Source organism: Actinoplanes sp. NPDC004185 (assembly GCF_053603475.1).
The window spans coordinates 1-16,526 of the sequence record NZ_JBSGFR010000005.1; the positions used below are offsets into that span (position 1 = coordinate 1).

Consider the following 16,526-nt stretch of genomic DNA (forward strand, 5'->3'; position numbering starts at 1 on the left):
GGCGGCCGGCCCGGTCCGGCCGGTGAGGCCGCCGAGCTGGCCCGGATCGCGGCGAAGCTCGATGGTGCGCCGCTGGCCATCGAGCTGGCCGCCGACCGGCTGCGGCTGCTGTCGGCGGCCCAGCTCACCGCCCGCCTCGACGACCCGATCGCCGCGCTCGACGCCGGCCGGTCCGAACCCGGCCGGCACGGCAGCCTGACGAGCAACCTCGACTGGTCGTACCGCGGCCTCAGCGACGGCGCCGCCGGGCTGCTGCGCCGGCTTGCCGTCTTCGCCGGCCCGGTCGAGCTCGGCACTGTGGAGTGGTCCGGCGAGGACGCCTTCGGCGCCCTGTCGGAGCTGGCCGACCGGTCCCTCGTCGAGGTCGTCACCGGGCCGCGCTACCAGATGTCCGAGCAGGTCCGGGCGTACGCGACCCGCCGGCTCGCCGCCGCGGGGGAGGAGCAGGCCGCCCGGGACCGGCACGTCGACTGGTCGTTGCACACCCTCGACGGGGTCGCCGTCGACACCGACGGGCAGCCGCGGACCGTCTCCCTCACCGAGCTGGCGCCGTACGTGCAGGAGTGGCAAGCCGCGCTGCGCTGGTCCGCCACCGGTGGCAGTGTCCGGGCCGGGCTGCGGCTCGCCGGGGCGCTGGCTCCGTGGTGGCGCGAGCACGGCCGGGCGCGCGACGGACGGGACCTGCTCTTCCGGCTCTACCGGCGGATCGACGGTGAGCGCACCGAGCAGGGTGAGCGGATCGATCCGGTCGAGCTGGCCTCCGCGTACCTGGTCCATGCCGGACTCGCCGACGACCGGGAGGAACGCACCCGCTTCCTGGACCGGGCCGAGGACATCGCCCGCCGGGTGGGCCATCCGGCGCTGCTGGTCCGGGCCCTCTCCGGGCAGCGGCTCTCGCTCGTGGAGGCCGGCCGGACGGTCGAGGCCGAGCAGCTGTGCCGCGACGTCATCGCCCGGGCCGAACGCACCGGGGTCCCGGCCGCCGCATTGCCCGCGGTGGTCACCCTGGCCGAGTTGCTGTGGCGGCGTGACGCCCTGGACGAGGCCGCGGAGGTGCTCGGCAGTGCCCGCCAGCTGGAGGCGGGACGGCCGGAGGACCGTGGCAGCCGTACCGTCGACTGGTTGCTCGGGATGGTCGCCCTGCGCCGCGGCGACCTGGTCGCCGCGCACGACCACTTGGTCGTCGCCCTGCGGTCGCGGTTGCGGCACGGCTTCCGGGGCGCCGCCGCGGACGCCGTCGCGGCTATCGCGGTGCGGTGTGCCATCGGCGGCGACCCCGGCACCGCGACTGTCCTGTTCGGGGGCGCGGAATCGGTGCGCGGGGCGTGCCGGGCGACCCAGTTCGGTGGCTTCTGGTCCGGGCGGCAGGCCGCCCTGAGGCGACTGCTCGGCGACGCGGCCTTCGACGCGGCCTACGCCGAGGGTGCGGAGATCGGCTTCGGCCGGGCCGTCGCGATCGCGCTGGCCGTCGAGCACCCGGACCTCGAACACGGCTCGGCCCGCTTCGCCCAGACCCTGGGCTGAACCGCCCCTGAGCGCGACCGCCCGCCCCCGAGCGCGACCGCCCCTGAGCGGAACCGGCCCGAGCCGAACCGGCCCCCCGAGCGGAACCGGCCCGAGCCGAACCGGCCCGGGCGGACCCACCCCGGGCCGGCCGCACCGGCCGGCCCGGGGCCGGCCGGCTATTCGACCAGCTCGCGGGCCCGGTCGATGTCGGACGGGTTGACGGCCTCGAGCGACCCGAAGATGCTCACGGCCTGGTAGTACGTCCAGGCCAGGCTGTAGCAGGCCGGCCGGGTCACCGTGCTGTAGGTGGCGCACTTGCGCTTGAGGTCGGCGTAGAACATGTCGTCCAGCCGGTCCTTGTTGGCCGGGAACGCGCCCAGGTCCTTGTAGTTGCGGTAGCCGAAGTCGTGGCGCCAGCACGACAGGGAGAAGTTGAAGCCGAGCGGGTTGTCCGGGCTGGACGAGCAGTAGTCGGTGGTCCAGTCGAAGCCGTAGCCGGCCCACGGGTCGCGGTTGAGCCGGGCGTCGTTCCAGGCTGTGCCGCTCGACGCGGCGGTCTGGGTCCAGCGGGAGAGGACGGTGGCTTTGCTGTCCGCGGCGGCCGAGGCCGCCACCGAGGGAGCCAGCAGGGCCAGTGCAGAGATCAGGACGACGAGGGTACGGCGGACGAACCGTTTCATCGAAACCTCCAGCGGTAGGCCGCCAGTCTTGGATCGACAGCTTTCTAGATACAAGACGATCAATGGAGTTTTCCTTAACGATGCCTCAACTTACCGGTGGGTATTCCGCGGTGGGCCTGTCATGTGCTGTCCTGAAATGCGGTGTGGGACCCGGCCGCTATGGTGTGAACGTGCAGGCGGCCGTTCAGTGATCCGATTACCTCTGGTCCGACAGGGACCACTGCGGGCGCTCGCCGTGCGGGTGGTCGCCGCCCTGGTCCTCGTGCTGCTCACCGTGCTGGTGATCTACCTCGACCGCGACGGCTACCGCGACCTCAACGAGGACGGGCTGACCCTGCTCGACTGCTTCTACTACGCGGTCGTGTCGCTCTCCACCACCGGCTACGGCGACATCACCCCGGTCACGCCCGACGCGCGCCTCGTCAACATCGTGTTCATCACCCCGGCGCGCGTGCTGTTCCTGATCATCCTGGTCGGCACGACCCTCGAGGTGCTCACGGACCAGTACCGCAAGAACATCAGGGTCACCCGGTGGAGGCGCAAGTTGAAGGACCACATCATCGTCTGCGGCTACGGCACCAAGGGCCGGGCCGCGGTCAGCGCGCTGCTGGAGACGGGCTACGACAAGTCCCGCATCGTCGTCGTCGAGAGCCGCGACGAGGCGCTGCGCCAGGCCGGGGCCAACGGCCTGGTCGCGATCGAGGGCAACGCGACCCGCTCGGCGGTCCTGCTCGAGGCGGACGTCAAGAACGCCAAGTCGGTCATCATCGCCACCGACAGCGACGAGGCCTCCGTCCTGATCACCCTCACGGTGCGGCAGCTGACGGCGGGCCAGGTGCGGATCATCGCGGCGGTCCGCGAGCAGGAGAACGCGGCCCTGCTCAAGCAGAGCGGCGCCCACCACGTCATCGTGTCGTCGTCGACCGCCGGCCGGCTGCTCGGCCTGACCACGACGACCCCGCCGCTGATCGACGTGGTCGAGGATCTGCTGACCCCGGGTCAGGGCATGGCGCTGGCCATGCGGTCCGCGGAGCGCGACGAGGTCGGCCGCAACCCGCGCGAGCTGCAGACGCTGGTGGTGGCGCTGATCCGCCGGGGCAAGGTGCTGCCGCTGGGTGGCCAGCAGTCGATCACCATCGACACCGGGGACATGCTGATCTACATCCGGGACGAGGAGAACAGCGGCATCGGCGTAGCGGTCTGATCGTCTTCCAGATCAAGATCAAGGCCATGTCGTGCCTGGTTGCATGGCGCTGACCGTCGCTCCCGCCGAGACCGGGCGAGGGTGACCATTCGCCTGGCGGCTCATGAGCGGCCACCCTCACCCTGCCAGGTCCGTGCGTGGACAAAAGACGGCCCAGGCCCATCAGGGCCTGGGCCGTTCTCGAGCCGTTGTTACAGGATGGTCCAGGTGTCGCCGGCGTTGAGCAGGTCGCCGAGCATTTCGTCCGGGGTGCCGGTGACCTGGGACTTGGCGTCTTCGAGCTGCTTCTGGATGAGCTCGTCGTAGGACGGGCGCTCGACGTTGCGGAACACGCCGATCGGGGTGGTGCCCAGGTCCGAGCCGGACAGCCGGGACAGCGCGAACGCGTACGCGGGGTCGTCGACCGTGGAGTCGTGCACGACGGGGGTTTCGCCGCCGAGCTCCGCGCTGTCACGGACCGACAGGCCGAAGGCGCCGGCCGGGTGGACCACCGAATACTGACCCTGGGCGCCGAAGGTGATCGGCTGACCCTGCTCCAGGCGGATCAGGTGGTCGTCACGGGTGTTCGGGTCCTTGAGGACCTCGAACGCGCCGTCGTTGAAGATGTTGCAGTTCTGGTAGATCTCCACGAACGCCGAGCCCTGGTGCTGGGCCGCCGCCCGCAGCACCGACTGCAGGTGCTTGCGGTCGGAGTCGATGGTGCGGGCCACGAACGTCGCCTCGGCGCCCAGGGCCAGCGACAGCGGGTTGAACGGCGAGTCCGCCGACCCGGCCGGCGTCGACTTGGTGATCTTGCCCAGCTCGGAGGTCGGCGAGTACTGCCCCTTGGTCAGGCCGTAGATCCGGTTGTTGAACAGCAGGATCTTCAGGTTGACGTTGCGGCGCAGCGCGTGGATCAGGTGGTTGCCGCCGATCGACAGCGCGTCGCCGTCGCCGGTGACGACCCACACCGACAGGTCCGGGCGCGACGCGGACAGCCCGGTCGCGATCGCCGGGGCCCGGCCGTGGATGGAGTGCATCCCGTAGGTGTTCATGTAGTACGGGAAGCGTGACGAGCAGCCGATCCCCGAGACGAAGACCGTGTTCTCCCGGGCGATGCCCAGCTCGGGCATGAACTGCTGGACCGCCGCCAGGATCGCGTAGTCACCGCAGCCGGGGCACCAGCGGACCTCCTGGTCCGACTTGAAGTCCTTGGCCGTCAGCTTCACCGGCGTCAACGGGATGGAGGTGCTAACCATTCTTGACCACGTCCTCGAGCATGTTCTCCAGCGTCGCGGCCGTGAACGGCAGACCGCTGATCTGGTTGAAGGGGACCGCGTCGATCAGGTACTTGGCCCGGATGACGTGGGCGAGCTGGCCCAGGTTCATCTCCGGGATGACCACCTTGTCGTAGCCGCCCAGCACCTCACCGAGATTGGCCGGCAGGGGCGCGAGGTGGCGCAGGTGGGCCTGGGCGATCGGCAGGCCACGCTGGCGCAGGGCCCGGCACGCCGCGCCGATCGGCCCGTAGGTGGAGCCCCACCCGAGGACCAGCACGCGGGAATTCTCGTCCGGGTCCTCGACCTCGACGTCCGGGACCGGGATGCTCTCGATGCGCTCGGCGCGGGTGCGGACCATGAACTCGTGGTTGGCCGGGTCGTAGGAGATGTCACCGGTCTTGTCGGCCTTCTCCAGCCCGCCGATACGGTGCTCCAGCCCGGGCGTGCCCGGGATCGCCCACGGCCGGGCCATGGTCTCCGGGTCCCGCAGGTACGGCAGGAAACGCCCGTCCTCGCCGTTGGGCTCGGTCGTGTAGGCCACCGAGATGTCCGGCAGGTCGCTCACGTCGGGCAGCAGCCACGGCTCGGAGCCGTTGGCCACGTAGTTGTCCGACAGCAGGATCACCGGCGTGCGGTACTTCAACGCGATCCGTGCCGCCTCGATCGCCGCGTGGAAGCAGTCCGACGGTGACTTCGGCGCGATCACGGCCAGCGGCGCCTCACCGTGCCGGCCGTACAGGGCCATGTTGAGGTCGGCCTGCTCGGTCTTGGTCGGCATGCCCGTCGAGGGCCCGGCCCGCTGCACATCGACGATGACCAGCGGCAGCTCCAGCGCGATGGCCAGCGAGATCGTCTCGCCCTTGAGCGCCACACCCGGACCCGAGGTGGTGGTGACGCCGAGCGCGCCGCCGTACGAGGCGCCCAGGGCCGCGCCGATCGCGGCGATCTCGTCCTCGGCCTGCATCGTGGTCACACCGAACCGCTTGTGCTTGCTCAGCTCGTGCAGGATGTCCGAGGCCGGCGTGATCGGATACGCGCCCAGGAACACCGGCAGCTTCGCCCGCACACCCGCCGCGACCAGTCCCAGAGCGAGGGCGGCGTTACCGGTGATGTTGCGGTACGTGCCCGGCAGCATCTTGGCCGGCTTCACCTCGTAACGCACCGAGAAGTCCTCGGTCGTCTCCCCGAAGTTCCAGCCCGCCTGGAAAGCCGCCTTGTTCGCCGCGACCAGATCCGGACGCTTGGCGAACTTGCGCTCCAGGAACCGGATCGTGGACGCGAACGGCCGCGAGTACATCCAGCTCAACAGGCCCAGAGCGAACATGTTCTTGGCCCGCTCGGCGTCCTTCTTGGCCACCCCGAGCTCGGCCAGCGCACCGATGGTCATCGACGTCAGCGCGACCGGGTGCAGCGCGAAGCCGTCCAGCGAGCCGTCTTCGAGGGGGCTGACCGCATAGCCGACCTTGGCCAGATTCCGCTTGGTGAACTCGTCGGTGTTGACGATGATGTCGGCGCCCGGCGGCAGATCGCCCAGGTTCGCCTTCAACGCGGCCGGGTTCATCGCCACGAGCACGTTCGGCGCGTCGCCCGGGGTCAGGATGTCGTAGTCGGCGAAGTGCACCTGGAAACTGGACACACCGGGCAGGGTGCCTGCTGGTGCGCGGATCTCCGCCGGGAAGTTCGGCAGGGTCGAGATGTCGTTGCCCAGCTGCGCGGTCTCCGAGGTGAACCGGTCACCAGTGAGCTGCATACCGTCACCGGAGTCCCCGGCGAACCGGATGACCACCCGATCGAGCTGCTCGACACGCTTCGCGGGAGCGCCCACGTTCCAACCTCCTGAAGGAGCCGGCCGGCGGGTACGCACGTCGATGAGCCGGCCCGCAATAGTCACTTCCAGCCTACGTCGGCGCTCCTTACCGGCGTGGGGCGCGGGGCGTGTCCGACTTCAGACCGTTGACCACAGTAGCCAGGTAAGGCTTGCCTGAGCCACCCGAGTCCACTCTTCGGTTCGCTAGGCTGCGGCCGTGCAGGGCTATCTGGGTTCGTACGCCACGCTGGGGCTGGTGCTGGCCGCCGGCGTGCTGGTCTTCGTCGGTGCTTTCGGGGCGAACAGGCTGCTCAGGCCCGCCCATCCGGCCGAGCCCGCGGGCAAGCGGCTGACCTACGAGAGCGGCGTCGACCCGGTCGGCGGCGACTGGGCGCAGGCCCAGATCCGCTATTACGTGTACGCGTACCTCTATGTGCTCTTCGCCGTCGAGGCGGTCTTCCTCTTCCCGTGGGCGGTCGTCTTCGACCGCCCCGGCTTCGGCCTGGTGACCGTGGCCGAGATGGGCGTCTTCGTGGCGGTTCTCGCGCTCGGCATCGTGTACGCCTGGCGCAAGAAGATCCTTACCTGGACCTGACGCCCCTCGATCCACCCGGGCGTTTGTGGCCCGGCGGGGTGGCGGGCTCGCACACCCGCAGCGGTCGTGCCACGATCGTGCCCATGGGTCAGCTTCTCCTCTTCGTCGTCGTGGCACTCGTCGTCGCGGCGATCGTCTTCGGTGTGACCGTCATGGTGAGCGGCGGCGACCCCGGCCTGACGCCGGTCGAGCCGGACGGCAAGTCCCTGCCGCTGCCCAGTGACCGTCCGCTCGGCGAGGAGGACGTGTTCCGGACCCGGTTCGACACCGCGTTCCGCGGCTACCGGATGTCCCAGGTCGACCAGGCGCTGCAGCGGGCCGCCTATGACATCGGTTACAAAGGTGAGCTGATCGGCGTGCTGGAGGCCGAGGTCGCCGCGCTGCGCGAGGGCCGTACGGCCGACGCGGACGTGCTGCGCCGGGCCCGCGAGGCGGCAATCGCCCCGCCACCGCCGGAGCCGGTTGTGGTCCCCGACGTCACGCCGCCGGACGACAAGCCCGCACCCGCCGCTGCCCCTGCCGCTGCTCCCGCTGCCGCCGAGCCGGCCGCCGGGGAGAAGGCGCCTGCCCGGCCGGCGGGTGACGAGGAACCGGCGGAGAGCCGGTGAGTGCGCCCGGGCCGGTCGACGGGCTCGGCGACGCCGCGGTTCCCGGCACCGGTGAGGTCACCGCGACCGTCATCGTCAACGCGCCCGCGCCCCGGGTCTTCGCGGCGTTCACCAGCTGGGAACGGCAGTCCGAGTGGATCCCGTTCACCAAGGTTCGGGTGGTCGAGGGCGACGGCGGTGAGGGCAGCCTGATCGAGGCGATCACCGGGGTCGGCGGGGCCGGGCTGCGCGACGAGATGCGGGTGGTGCGGGTCGACGCGCCGTACGAGGTCCGGGTGGTGCACTGCGGCAACATCCTGCGCGGCCCCGGCGCGATGCGCTGCACGGCGATGGCCGGCGACCGCACCCAGGTCGTCATGCACGAGTGGTTCCACCTGCCCGGCGGCGCCGCGGCCAAGCTGGCCTGGCCGGTGATCTGGCCCGGCTCGAAGCTGAGCCTCAAGGGCGCGCTGAAGAAGTTCGGCCGCCTGGTCGAGCAGGGCCGCCTGCCCTGATCTGTCACACCGATCTCGTACGGTCTCCGGCATGACAGATGTGACCGCCGCAGGCCTGATCGTCGGGGCGGACGGCCGGGCCAGATGCGGATGGGGCGGCAGCACGCCCGACTACCTGCCCTACCACGACCTCGAGTGGGGCCGCCCGGTCCACGGCGACGACGCGCTGTTCGAGCGGATGACGCTGGAGGCGTTCCAGTCGGGGCTGTCCTGGATCACCATCCTGCGCAAACGCCCGGCCTTCCGGGAGGCGTTCGCCGGCTTCTCGATCCCGGCGGTGGCCGCGTTCTCCGAGGCCGACGCGACCCGGCTGATGGCGGACCCGGGCATCGTCCGCAACCGGATGAAGGTCGACGCGGCCCTGCACAACGCCCGGGTGGCCGCCGATCTGCCGGACGGCCTGGCCTCCCTGCTCTGGTCCTACGCGCCGGCGCCCCGGCCCCGCCCGGCGACCCGCGCGGACGTCCCGGCGACCACGCCGGAGTCGATCGCGCTGGCCAAGGAGCTGAAGAAGCGCGGTTTCAAGTTCGTCGGCCCGACGACGGCCTACGCCCTGATGCAGGCGACCGGCATGGTCGACGACCACCTCGCCGGCTGCTTCGTCCCGCCGGTCCGCCCCTGACCGGCGGCCTGTGCCGCGCCGCCCTCGGCCTGTGCCGCGCCGCCCTCGGCCTGTGCCGCGCCGCCCTCGGCGGGTGGTCCGCGCTCGGCGGGTGGTCCAGCGCCTGGCGGTCGCCTCCGGCCCTGGCGGGTGTCGCGGGCTCGTGGGGATCGAGGCCGCCGCGGAGGGCGAGTTCCGCGGACGAAGCGCCTTCGCCGCTCGATCGGCCGCGTAGGCGGAGTTCCGGCGGCGGGCCGCCACCAAGGTCGCCGCAGCGCCACGCGGCCGTCAGCGGCCCGCTCAGGCCCTCCCGGCGACGCCCCCAGTGCTGGCCCCGTCACCCCCTTCCGAGCCAGCGCCGACCCCTCCGGCGGCTCGTGATGTGATGGTGCGCATGGCGCAGTGGGCGGTGATCATTCCAGCGGATCGGTGGGCGACCGAGCGGTTGTTCCATCACGACACCCTGACCGTGGCGGGCCTGGCCGGGGTGCAACCGGCGGCCGGCGACCGGGTCCTGCTGGTCGCGGACGAACAGGCGCCGCAGGTGGTGGCCCTCGGGGTGGTCGCCGGGGTGCCGGCCCGGCGGGGGGCGCACGGCGTGCCCGAGCTGGCTGTCACCTACCGTCGGCGGTCCTTCGACGAGCCGGTGCCGGCCGGCGAGCTCAAGCCGGCCGAGCCGGTCGCCGAGATCGACGAGGAGCAGTACGAGCGGTTCGCGGCCCGGCTGAACGCCGGCCCGGACCGGCAGACCTGGCTGGTCAGCCTCGATCTGCCGATCGAGGCGGCCACCCCGGCGGAGGCGGTGCGGCAGTTCTGGTCGTACGCGCTGGAGCTGGGCCCGGCCGAGCTCCCGACGTTCGTCTCGCCGGCCGGCAACGAGCTGGCCATGCAGGCGTTCGTGCTGGGTGAGCAGGCCAACCAGGACCCGGAAGAGGACGAGGACGACGACTGAGCGGCGGACAACGCGACGGGCCCGGAGCACCAAGCTCCGGGCCCGTTCTCGTGTCCGTCCTCCGGATCAGCCGCCGAGGGATCAGCCGCCGAGAGGGATCAGCCGCCGAGGCTCGCGGCCGCCGAGGCGATCGTCGAGGCGAAGTAGCTCACCTGGGTGTAGACGCCGGGCTTGTTGGGCCGGGCGCAGCCGTCGCCCCAGCTGACAATGCCGACCTGGATCCAGGCGTTCGCCGAGTCGCGGCGGAACATCGGGCCGCCCGAGTCGCCCTGGCAGGTGTCCACGCCACCGGCGGTGTAGCCCGCGCAGATCTCGTTGCTCGCGATGATCTGGCCGTTGTACATCGAGCTGGAGTTGCAGGTGGTGTCACTGACGAACGGCACGGTCGCCTTGCGCAGGTAGCGCTGCTGGCCGCCGCCCTCGGTCGCCGCGCCCCAGCCGGCGATCGTGAACGTGCCCGAGTCGTACGCGGTGGTCTTGGCGATCGGCAGGGTCGCGAAGCCGGTCACCGGGCTGGCCAGGCGGATCAGCGCCCAGTCCTTGCCGTTGCCGTTGTAGCCGGGCGCCCGGTACACGTAGTTCGACCTGCGGGTGACCTTGCTCGTCGACTGGAGGTCGACCACGCCGATCGTCGCGGTGATGGACGTGTTGGTGCCGGTGCCGTTCACGCAGTGGGCGGCCGTCAGCACCAGGGTCGGGCTGTAGAGCGCGCCGCCGCAGCCCATCGACAGCCGGACCATGAACGGGAACTCACCCTGCGTGGCCGTGGTGCCGCCGACGACCATGTCCGGGCCGTCGGGGGCGGCCGCCGCGGGCGACGACTGCATCAGGCTGCCCATCGCGGCCACCGTGAGAGCGGCTGCCGCCCCGCTCAGGATCCTGCGCCACCTTGCCATCCAGACCTCCCCAGCCCGAGATGCGCCCTGCGGCTGCACCTCATCTCGATGGGGGAAGTCAAACATTTACCTGCATTGATGCGGGTATCCCGAAATACTCATACTGCCGGCGCTACCTCGCCGGAAGAATCACCGGCCCTCGAAGACCGGCTTCTCCTTCGCCACGAACGACGTCACCGCGGCCTGGTGGTCGGCCGTACGCCCGCAGATCGCCTGCGCCTGGGCCTCGGCGGCCAGCGCGTCGGAGAGCGAGCCGGCCGTACCGATGGAGAGCTCGCGCTTGATGGCCGCGTACGCCACCGTGGGGCCGGCGGCGAGCCGGGCGGCCAGCTCCTGCGCCGTCGGCAGCACCTGCTCGTCGTCGTCGACCAGCTGGGTGAGCAGGCCGTAGTCGAAGCTCTCCTGGGCCCGCACCGGCTGGGCCAGCAGCAGTAGCTCCAGCGCCCGGGCCCGGCCGACGATGTGCGGCAGTGACCAGCTCACCCCGGTGTCACCGGCCAGGCCGACGTTGGCGAAGGCCATGAGGAAGGTGGTGCGCGGGCCGCCGATGCGGAAGTCGGCCAGCAGCGCCAGCGACGCGCCGGCCCCGGCCGCCGTGCCCCGGACCGCCGCGACCACCGGCTTGGGCAGGCTGGCCAGCCGCTGCGCGATCGGGTTGTAGTGCTGGCGCACGGTGTCCAGCTCGGTGGCGCCCTTGTCCAGGTCGCGGGCGTGCTCGCGGAGATCCTGGCCCACACAGAAGGCCTTGCCCGCCCCGGCCAGCACGACCGCCCGGATGGACCGGTCGGTCTCGATCGACGCCAGCGTGTCCCGCAGGGCCTCCTTGAGGTCCACATCCAGGGCGTTCATGGCGTCGGGCCGGTTCAGAGTGAGAGTGACGACAGCGTCGGTGCGGTCGACAAGCAGGGAGTCGGTCTTCAGTCCGCTCGTGGGCGGCGGGTGGGGCGGTTGGATGGCCGTCATGGTTCTGAGAATCCCACACGTCCGCCGCGGGAGACCGAAGCCAGGCACCTCTCCACGTAGCGGTCGGCGGCCGGTCGCAACCGGGCGGCGTGCCGGTCGAAGAACGTCGCCGCGCTGGCGCCGGGCCAGCGGGCGGGCAGCAGGGCGGGCGGCAGCTGCGGGTCGCGGAACAGGAACGAGCGCCAGGCGTGCACGAGCTGGAAGCGGGCCGCGTACGCCTCCTCGTCGGAACTGCGGGCGTTGACCGCCGTGACGACCGGGCGCTGGGTGGCGATGAAGTCCTCGTACGCCCGGCCGATCTCGGTGAGGTCCCAGGCTCGTCCGACCACCTCGGCCGCTCCCGGTGAGCCGGCCGCGTGGCTGGCACTGAACCGCTCGTACCCGACTCCGGCATCGGCCAGGACGGTGTCGACCTCGTCGGTGGCGCGCGGGGCGACCCAGGCCAACTCGCCCAACATGCCGTAGCCCAGAAAAGTCAGTCGTTTCGCTTCCCGGCGCGGGACCGGGGCGTGCGTGAGGACGAGATCGAAGCGTCCGTCCCAGCCGTTGCGCCCGGTCCGGTAGATCCGGGCGGCCGCTTCGTCGAGTCGGCGCGCGGCTTTCGGCGTGAGCAGATAGCCCGGGCCGGAGACCAGTCGCATAGGGTGCAACCAGCCCTGACGGACCATCCGGGAGACCGCGGTGCGGACCGCGGGCGGGGCGATGCCGACCGGTGCGAGCAGTTTGACGAGGGCGGCGACCGGCGCGCGGCCGCCTCTCGGGCGCAGGTAGTCGCCGTAGAGGTCGAAGAGTGCCGACCGCGCCTGCATGACCGCACATTGTGACAGCCCGAAAGGCGATATGCTAGACGCTGTCACATCAGCCCGGGCTGGGTTTGGGTTCGCCGGTGTTCATCAGGGAAAATGTTTGATCGGCACGGTGGGCCACGTCGCGTGACGTCGGGCGAGGCTCGCAGCGCTGCGGTCTCGGGTCGGTCCAGCGGGGGCGACTCCGCCGGTCGGATACGAGGTACGGCGCACCGTGGGGCTGAGCACGGCGCGTTGACGAAGTGGCTGTGGGGTAACCCACCGCGACCCTGATGTAGGTCTGAGGGGAGACAAGATGGCGGCGATGAAGCCGCGGACGGGCGATGGTCCGCTGGAGGTCACCAAGGAAGGGCGCGGGATCGTCATGCGCGTCCCGCTGGAGGGTGGTGGCCGTCTCGTCGTTGAGATGACTCCGGACGAGGCCAACGCGCTTGGTGACGCGTTGAAGGCGATCGCCGGCTGACGTTTCACGTGGCCCGCCGGTACGGTACCTGCCGTACCGGCGGGCTTTCCACGTCTTGCGGAAAGGTCATCCTCCAGTGTTCGCGATCAGGCTGACGGCCGGGCCCGCCGACGATTCCACCCGCGTGCTCGCGGTCGGTGCCGATGGCCGGCCGACGGGTGCCGCCGACGCCGGCACCGAGCTGGAAGCCGAGGTCGCCGCCCTGCTGAGCAGCGCGGACGATCCCGGACGACCCGGCGTGGTGCAGTTGCTGCCGCGCCCGACGCGGCGACCCGTGAGAGTCCTGCTGGCCGGGGTCGGCCCCGGCGACGAGGCCGGCTGGCGTGCCGCCGGCGCGGCGATCGCCCGAGCCGTCCGCCCCGAGGAGCAGGTGCGGATCGAGCTGGGGACCGGTGCCCCCGCCGAGGCGCTGCGCGGGCTGGCCGAGGGGCTCTGGTTCGCCTCCTACCGCTTCCGGGACGCCCCCACCGGGCCCCGCAGCACCGAGATCACCATCCGGGTCGACGATCCGGACAGCTACGCCCCGAGTCTCGAAACAGCCCGGGTGACCGCGGCCGCGACCTGGCTCGCCCGCGACCTGGCCAACATGCCGGCCTCGGTGAAGAACCCGGCCTGGTTCGCCGCGCAGATCGTCGCCGAGGCGGCGACACGCCCGGGCCTGACAGTGACCGTCCGCGAGCCGGAGCAGCTCGCCGCGGAGGGCTTCGGCGGCATCCTGGCCGTCGGCGCCGGCTCCGCGAGCCCGCCCCGGCTGCTGGAGATGAGCTGGCAGCCGGCCGGTGCGTCCCGCCATGTGGTCCTCGTGGGCAAGGGAATCACCTTCGACACCGGCGGCATCTCGATCAAGAGCCGCGACGCCATGAAACTGATGAAAAAGGACATGAGCGGGGCGGCGGCCGTCGTCGCGGCCACCCTGGGTGCCGCCGATCTGCACCTTCCCGTACGCGTCACCACGCTCGCGCCCCTGGCGGAGAACGCGATCAGCGGCTCGGCCTACCGGCCCGGCGACGTCATCACCCAGTACGACGGCACGACGTCCGAGAGCACCAACTCCGACGCCGAGGGCCGGCTGGTCCTGGCCGACGCCCTGGCGTACGCCGTGGCCGAGTTGCGCCCCGACGTGGTGGTCGACCTGGCCACCCTGACCGGCGCGAACGCGGTAGCCCTGGGCAAGCGCACCGCGGCCCTGTACAGCCACAACGACGAGCTCGCCGCGGCACTGGCCGCCGCCGGAGCCGCCGCGGGCGAGTGGATGTGGCGCCTGCCGCTGCCCGGCGACTACGCGGAATACCTGCACAGCGACATCGCCGACCGGCACAGCTCCCCGGCGCGCGGCGCGGGCTCGGTGGTGGCGGCGCTGTTCCTGAGCGAGTTCCTGGGCGACCACCTGGACCGCTGGGCCCACCTCGACATGTCGGCGCCCAGCTGGGCCGCCGAGGACGACGGCGACCTCACCAGCGGCGCCACCGGCTGGGGCGCCCGCACCCTGCTCCGCTGGCTCGCTAGCGTTTGACGGCGGTCAGGAGGCCGCCGCCGGCCGGGATCAGGGCCGGGATCCATTCCTCCGACTCGCGGACGGCCTTGACCGTCTCGCGGATCGTGATCGTGTCGACGTCGCGGGCCGACGGGTCGCTGATCCGGCCGCCGGCCAGGGCGCCGTTGACCACCAGGATCCCGCCGCGGCGCAGCAGTCGTAGCGCGGCGTCGGCGCAGGCGCCGAACTCGGTGGCGTCCGCGTCCACGAAGACCAGGTCGTAGACGCCGTCGGCGAGGCGGGGCAGCACGTCCAGCGCGCGGCCGGTGATGATCCGGGTCCGCGACGCCGCGAAGCCCGCCTCCTGGAAGATCCGCCGGGCGATGCGCTGGTGCTCGTTCTCCACGTCGATCGTGGTCAGGACGCCGTCCGCGCGCATGCCGCGGAGCAGCCAGACGCCGCTCACGCCCGTACCGGTGCCGATCTCGACCACCGCCTTGGCGCTGCCCGCCGCGGCGAGCACGCTCAGCACGGACCCCGCGCCGGGCGAGACGGCCGCCAGGCCGACCTCGTGGGCGAGGTTGCGGGCGGTCTGCAGGACGATGTCCTCGGCGGCGTAGGCCTCGGAGAACTGCACCGACTGCGCGGTAGGGGCGCCGAACGATCGGGCTGCGGTGACGATGACGACCTCCGTCTGGAGAGGGGATGCGCGGTCCGGAACCGGTGCACATCGGGTATGAGCGTAGAGCGATGCTCACCCTTCGCGCACCGGGACTTCGGCGGCGGAAAGCGGCGGCCCGCGGCCCGGGGTCCCACTGACCGGATGATCTCCACCGATCCGTGTCATCCTGGATGTCGGAGCCCGGCGCTCCGGTACCGACCAGGGGAGGCACCGACGTGACCGACGGCTGGAACTGGCGCCAGCCTCAACCGCCGCCGTCCGCCACGCCTGGAGCGTCGGCCGGGTCGCCGTGGTGGTCCGACGCTCTGTCCGATCCGTGGCGGGATCCGTACGCACCGTCGGCGGTGGTCGTGCCCACCGCCCCGGTCAGCACCGGCCCGCAGCCCGAGCCCGTCGTCGACCCGGACGCACCGCGCCGGTCGATGACCCCGGTGCTGCTCATCTGCCTGGTCACCGCGCTGCTGGCCGGTGGTCTCGGCGGCACGCTGGGCTTCGTGTTCGCCACCCGCAGCGGCGTCGGCGGCGGCACCCAGCTCGGCGGCACTCCGCTGGCAGCCCCGTCGGCGGCCCAGCGGGCCCCGGACTCGCTGGCCGGCGTGGCCAAGCAGGTGTTGCCCAGCGTGGTCACCGTCCGGGTCACCGGCGCGATCGGCTCGGGCTTCGTGATCTCCCCCGACGGCTACGTGGTGACCAACGACCACGTGGTCGAGGGCGCCAACGACTCCATGTCGGTGTCCTTCAGCGACGGGTCCACGGCGTCGGCGACGGTGGTCGGGCGCGATCCCGAATCGGACATCGCAGTGATCAAAGTCGCAAAGAAGAGTGTGACGGCTGTCTCACTTGGCGACTCGGACTCCATTGCCGTGGGTGACCCCGTGCTTGCTTTCGGTTCGCCACTGGCTCTGGTCAACACCGTCACCTCCGGCATCGTCAGCGCGCTGGACCGCACCATCCAGGCCGGCGACCCGGGCGGCACGGTCCGCTACTACGCCGCCATCCAGACCGACGCGGCGGTCAACCAGGGCAACTCCGGTGGTCCGCTGGTCGACGCGGCCGGCCGGGTGGTCGGCATGAACTCGGTGATCCGGTCCGTCGGCGGCAGCGACACCGAGGCCGGCAACATCGGCCTGGCCTTCGCCATCCCGATCAACCAGGCCATGCGGGTCGCCCGCGAGATCATCGACCACGGCAAGGCCCGCCGCACGGTGATCGGGGCCGAGGTCTCCACCGGTGGCACCTCCGGCTCCGCGGGCTCGGCCGGGGCCCGGCTGCGCTCGGTCCAGCCCGCCGGTCCGGCCGCCACGGCCGGGCTGAAGTCCGGCGACGTGGTCACCAAGATCAACGGTCACCTGCTGGAGGACGGCACGGACCTGATCGCGCTGGTCCGCAAGTACGCCCCGGAATCGGTCGTCGCCGTGGAATACCGGCGTGGCACCAAGACCCAGACGGCCTCCGTGACCCTGGCGGCCGACGCGAAGTGAACCGGCCTCATGGGCGGGCGGCGCGGGCACAGGGTGCGTGCGTACTCTTGCTCAG

17 protein-coding genes are annotated in these 16,526 nt (G+C 71.7%); 10 read left to right on the plus strand and 7 right to left on the minus strand.

Features of this window, described 5'->3' with window-relative positions; translation table 11 throughout:
• A partial coding sequence (locus tag ACWEOZ_RS06545) for an ATP-binding protein (protein WP_451909733.1) occupies window positions 1–1,524 on the plus strand: 1,524 nt, incomplete at its 5' end.
• Between the two features lie 158 nt (window positions 1,525–1,682).
• On the opposite strand, the gene ACWEOZ_RS06550 is transcribed toward ACWEOZ_RS06545, so the two are convergent.
• On the minus strand, window positions 1,683–2,186 hold the full coding sequence (locus tag ACWEOZ_RS06550; RefSeq protein ID WP_451909734.1) for a phospholipase: 504 nt from the start codon (window positions 2,184–2,186) through the stop codon (window positions 1,683–1,685).
• A 187-nt stretch (window positions 2,187–2,373) separates the two neighbouring features.
• Between ACWEOZ_RS06550 and ACWEOZ_RS06555 the strand changes: the two genes are divergently transcribed.
• On the plus strand, window positions 2,374–3,390 hold the full coding sequence (locus ACWEOZ_RS06555) for a potassium channel family protein (protein WP_451909735.1): 1,017 nt from the start codon (window positions 2,374–2,376) through the stop codon (window positions 3,388–3,390).
• A 191-nt stretch (window positions 3,391–3,581) separates the two neighbouring features.
• Here the strand turns inward: ACWEOZ_RS06555 and ACWEOZ_RS06560 are convergent, their stop codons facing one another.
• Window positions 3,582–4,628, minus strand: a complete 1,047-nt coding sequence (locus ACWEOZ_RS06560; protein WP_451909736.1) for a 2-oxoacid:ferredoxin oxidoreductase subunit beta — start codon at window positions 4,626–4,628, stop codon at window positions 3,582–3,584.
• A complete protein-coding gene (locus ACWEOZ_RS06565) occupies window positions 4,621–6,474 on the minus strand; it encodes a 2-oxoacid:acceptor oxidoreductase subunit alpha (RefSeq protein ID WP_451909737.1) in 1,854 nt (617 codons plus the stop codon). Before ACWEOZ_RS06565 ends, ACWEOZ_RS06560 begins: the two co-directional genes overlap by 8 nt.
• Before the next feature lie 199 nt (window positions 6,475–6,673).
• Between ACWEOZ_RS06565 and ndhC the strand changes: the two genes are divergently transcribed.
• The 5 genes from ndhC to ACWEOZ_RS06590 all read left to right on the plus strand — a co-directional run bounded on the left by ndhC (window position 6,674) and on the right by ACWEOZ_RS06590 (window position 9,706).
• Complete coding sequence (gene ndhC, locus ACWEOZ_RS06570) at window positions 6,674–7,051, plus strand: NADH-quinone oxidoreductase subunit A (RefSeq protein ID WP_451909738.1); 378 nt, start codon at window positions 6,674–6,676, stop codon at window positions 7,049–7,051.
• Window positions 7,052–7,134: 83 nt separating this feature from the next.
• A complete protein-coding gene (locus ACWEOZ_RS06575; RefSeq protein WP_451909739.1) occupies window positions 7,135–7,659 on the plus strand; it encodes a DivIVA domain-containing protein in 525 nt (174 codons plus the stop codon).
• Complete coding sequence (locus ACWEOZ_RS06580) at window positions 7,656–8,153, plus strand: SRPBCC family protein (protein ID WP_451909740.1); 498 nt, start codon at window positions 7,656–7,658, stop codon at window positions 8,151–8,153. Before ACWEOZ_RS06575 ends, ACWEOZ_RS06580 begins: the two co-directional genes overlap by 4 nt.
• A 31-nt stretch (window positions 8,154–8,184) precedes the next feature.
• Entirely contained in the window at window positions 8,185–8,775 is a 591-nt protein-coding gene (locus ACWEOZ_RS06585) for a DNA-3-methyladenine glycosylase I (protein ID WP_451909741.1), read from the plus strand.
• A gap of 373 nt (window positions 8,776–9,148) precedes the next feature.
• Window positions 9,149–9,706, plus strand: coding sequence for a hypothetical protein (locus ACWEOZ_RS06590; protein WP_451909742.1), 558 nt, complete (start codon window positions 9,149–9,151; stop codon window positions 9,704–9,706).
• 98 nt (window positions 9,707–9,804) lie between these two features.
• Here ACWEOZ_RS06590 and ACWEOZ_RS06595 read toward each other — a convergent pair whose 3' ends face one another.
• The 3 genes from ACWEOZ_RS06595 to ACWEOZ_RS06605 all read right to left on the minus strand — a co-directional run bounded on the left by ACWEOZ_RS06595 (window position 9,805) and on the right by ACWEOZ_RS06605 (window position 12,374).
• Entirely contained in the window at window positions 9,805–10,602 is a 798-nt protein-coding gene (locus ACWEOZ_RS06595; protein ID WP_451909743.1) for a S1 family peptidase, read from the minus strand.
• Window positions 10,603–10,731: 129 nt separating this feature from the next.
• Window positions 10,732–11,565 carry an enoyl-CoA hydratase-related protein gene (locus tag ACWEOZ_RS06600; protein WP_451909744.1) on the minus strand — a complete coding sequence of 278 codons (834 nt, stop codon included), beginning with the start codon at window positions 11,563–11,565 and terminating at the stop codon, window positions 10,732–10,734.
• Window positions 11,562–12,374: a PaaX family transcriptional regulator gene (locus ACWEOZ_RS06605; RefSeq protein WP_451909745.1), complete on the minus strand. Its 813-nt coding sequence runs from the start codon at window positions 12,372–12,374 to the stop codon at window positions 11,562–11,564. The genes ACWEOZ_RS06600 and ACWEOZ_RS06605 overlap by 4 nt, the downstream gene beginning before the upstream one ends.
• A gap of 292 nt (window positions 12,375–12,666) precedes the next feature.
• Here ACWEOZ_RS06605 and ACWEOZ_RS06610 point away from each other — a divergent pair, with 292 nt between their 5' ends.
• Window positions 12,667–12,834 carry a DUF3117 domain-containing protein gene (locus tag ACWEOZ_RS06610; RefSeq protein ID WP_015625691.1) on the plus strand — a complete coding sequence of 56 codons (168 nt, stop codon included), beginning with the start codon at window positions 12,667–12,669 and terminating at the stop codon, window positions 12,832–12,834.
• A 76-nt stretch (window positions 12,835–12,910) separates the two neighbouring features.
• The gene (locus ACWEOZ_RS06615) at window positions 12,911–14,347 is read left to right on the plus strand and encodes a leucyl aminopeptidase family protein (protein WP_451909746.1); all 1,437 of its coding nucleotides are present in this window, start codon (window positions 12,911–12,913) and stop codon (window positions 14,345–14,347) included.
• On the opposite strand, the gene ACWEOZ_RS06620 is transcribed toward ACWEOZ_RS06615, so the two are convergent.
• Entirely contained in the window at window positions 14,337–14,945 is a 609-nt protein-coding gene (locus ACWEOZ_RS06620; RefSeq protein ID WP_451909747.1) for an O-methyltransferase, read from the minus strand. The genes ACWEOZ_RS06615 and ACWEOZ_RS06620 overlap by 11 nt on opposite strands.
• A 260-nt stretch (window positions 14,946–15,205) precedes the next feature.
• Here ACWEOZ_RS06620 and ACWEOZ_RS06625 point away from each other — a divergent pair, with 260 nt between their 5' ends.
• Window positions 15,206–16,471: a S1C family serine protease gene (locus tag ACWEOZ_RS06625; RefSeq protein ID WP_451909748.1), complete on the plus strand. Its 1,266-nt coding sequence runs from the start codon at window positions 15,206–15,208 to the stop codon at window positions 16,469–16,471.
• The last annotated feature ends 55 nt before the right edge of the window (window positions 16,472–16,526 follow it).

Bases quoted from the DNA above. Each gene is read 5' to 3' on its own strand.
- ACWEOZ_RS06560 (WP_451909736.1), bottom strand. From the start codon at position 4,628: ATGGTTAGCACCTCCATCCCGTTGACGCCGGTGAAGCTGACGGCCAAG.
- ACWEOZ_RS06575 (WP_451909739.1), top strand. From the start codon at position 7,135: ATGGGTCAGCTTCTCCTCTTCGTCGTCGTGGCACTCGTCGTCGCGGCG.
- ACWEOZ_RS06585 (WP_451909741.1), top strand. From the start codon at position 8,185: ATGACAGATGTGACCGCCGCAGGCCTGATCGTCGGGGCGGACGGCCGG.
- ACWEOZ_RS06550 (WP_451909734.1), bottom strand. From the start codon at position 2,186: ATGAAACGGTTCGTCCGCCGTACCCTCGTCGTCCTGATCTCTGCACTG.
- ACWEOZ_RS06610 (WP_015625691.1), top strand. From the start codon at position 12,667: ATGGCGGCGATGAAGCCGCGGACGGGCGATGGTCCGCTGGAGGTCACC.
- ACWEOZ_RS06605 (WP_451909745.1), bottom strand. From the start codon at position 12,374: ATGCAGGCGCGGTCGGCACTCTTCGACCTCTACGGCGACTACCTGCGC.
- ACWEOZ_RS06590 (WP_451909742.1), top strand. From the start codon at position 9,149: ATGGCGCAGTGGGCGGTGATCATTCCAGCGGATCGGTGGGCGACCGAG.
- ACWEOZ_RS06600 (WP_451909744.1), bottom strand. From the start codon at position 11,565: ATGACGGCCATCCAACCGCCCCACCCGCCGCCCACGAGCGGACTGAAG.
- ACWEOZ_RS06595 (WP_451909743.1), bottom strand. From the start codon at position 10,602: ATGGCAAGGTGGCGCAGGATCCTGAGCGGGGCGGCAGCCGCTCTCACG.